Annotated in this window: 2 protein-coding genes; both read left to right on the top strand. The window is 56.6% G+C overall.

What is annotated here, in order from left to right:
* Window positions 1-273: 273 nt before the first annotated feature.
* Window positions 274-597, top strand: a complete 324-nt coding sequence (locus tag NG698_RS21600) for a hypothetical protein (protein WP_252612351.1) — start codon at window positions 274-276, stop codon at window positions 595-597.
* 98 nt (window positions 598-695) lie between these two features.
* Window positions 696-935, top strand: a complete 240-nt coding sequence (locus tag NG698_RS21595; RefSeq protein WP_252612349.1) for a hypothetical protein — start codon at window positions 696-698, stop codon at window positions 933-935.
* Window positions 936-1,035 lie beyond the last annotated feature (100 nt).

The following is a 1,035-nucleotide window of genomic DNA, read 5'->3' as shown; positions in this document are numbered from 1 at the left end:
TCCGCAGGCGCAACTGCGCCAGCGACGTAAACTGCTCGTGCCGGAGGCCGGCGATGACCCAGGTCGCGACATGGGAGACGGTGTTCTCGGCACCACTCTTGTCCTTCTAATCCCGAATTCGGGATTATAAAGAATATCCCGAGGATTCTGTTATCCCGAGTAGTTGTCGCGCTGTGGCTGTGGGAGCGGCCTTAGGGCGGCATTCCTCGGGATAACCATCGCGTGTTTTCGTTGACTCATCTCTATTGATTTTCACTTGGAGGTGAGCAAGAAATGAATGTTTCTATCGCTGGGCTGATCGTGCAGGCGGATGCTGCGATCAGTGGCCTTGGGCACGCGCCATCGACGGACATGCAGTATCGGTGGGCGTGGTCCCAGTTCGAGAAGTTCTGTTCCCGGGAGGGCATTGACGAGTTCACGGAGGACGTCGTTGCCTTGTATCTGCAGGCCGTGGCTGCAGAGCACCGGGAGGGGCGGATCAAGGAGTGGAAGCGCAAGCTGCTGCGTAAATCGGTCCTGGTGTTGTCTGAGGTAGTGGGGACAGGTACGTACCAGTGGGGACTCAGGGCTCTGGACACGACGAACCTCAGTAGGTAACAGATCCGCAGGTTTCCGGGATTTTTGCTGTCGCATGTCCGGTGAACAGGCCACGATTTGCGAGAAAATTAATGTGGTGTCGCCAGCGAGTGGCGGGGATGAAAACCCTGGATTTCCGCGGGTTTGTTGGTCAGAAAGTGGACGCAAAGCCCGAACTATCGCACACAGAATATATTGCCGTGTCGGGAGTCCTGGGACTGTCTCGCCGGATTCATCCGAATGATGCACTCAGTGCGGCGTTCCGGCCGGTTCAAGAGCAATTCGAGGCCTGGCTTGGCAATCAAGGGCTGGCGTTGGCTACCAGGAATTTGTATGCCACGGTCTCCCGCACGGTGTGAGCTGCCGTGAAGATCTCGGACAGTGGGCCCTCTTAAAATGAGGGTCTATCGAAAGTAGAGATCAGCATGACCGCATCACGCAGACGATTCACCCAGGAGT

This window comes from Pseudarthrobacter raffinosi (assembly GCF_023913735.1).
GTDB lineage: Bacteria > Actinomycetota > Actinomycetes > Actinomycetales > Micrococcaceae > Arthrobacter > Arthrobacter raffinosi.
The sequence above is the reverse complement of the archived record's forward strand: the minus strand, read 5'-3'. Positions and strand labels throughout refer to the sequence as shown.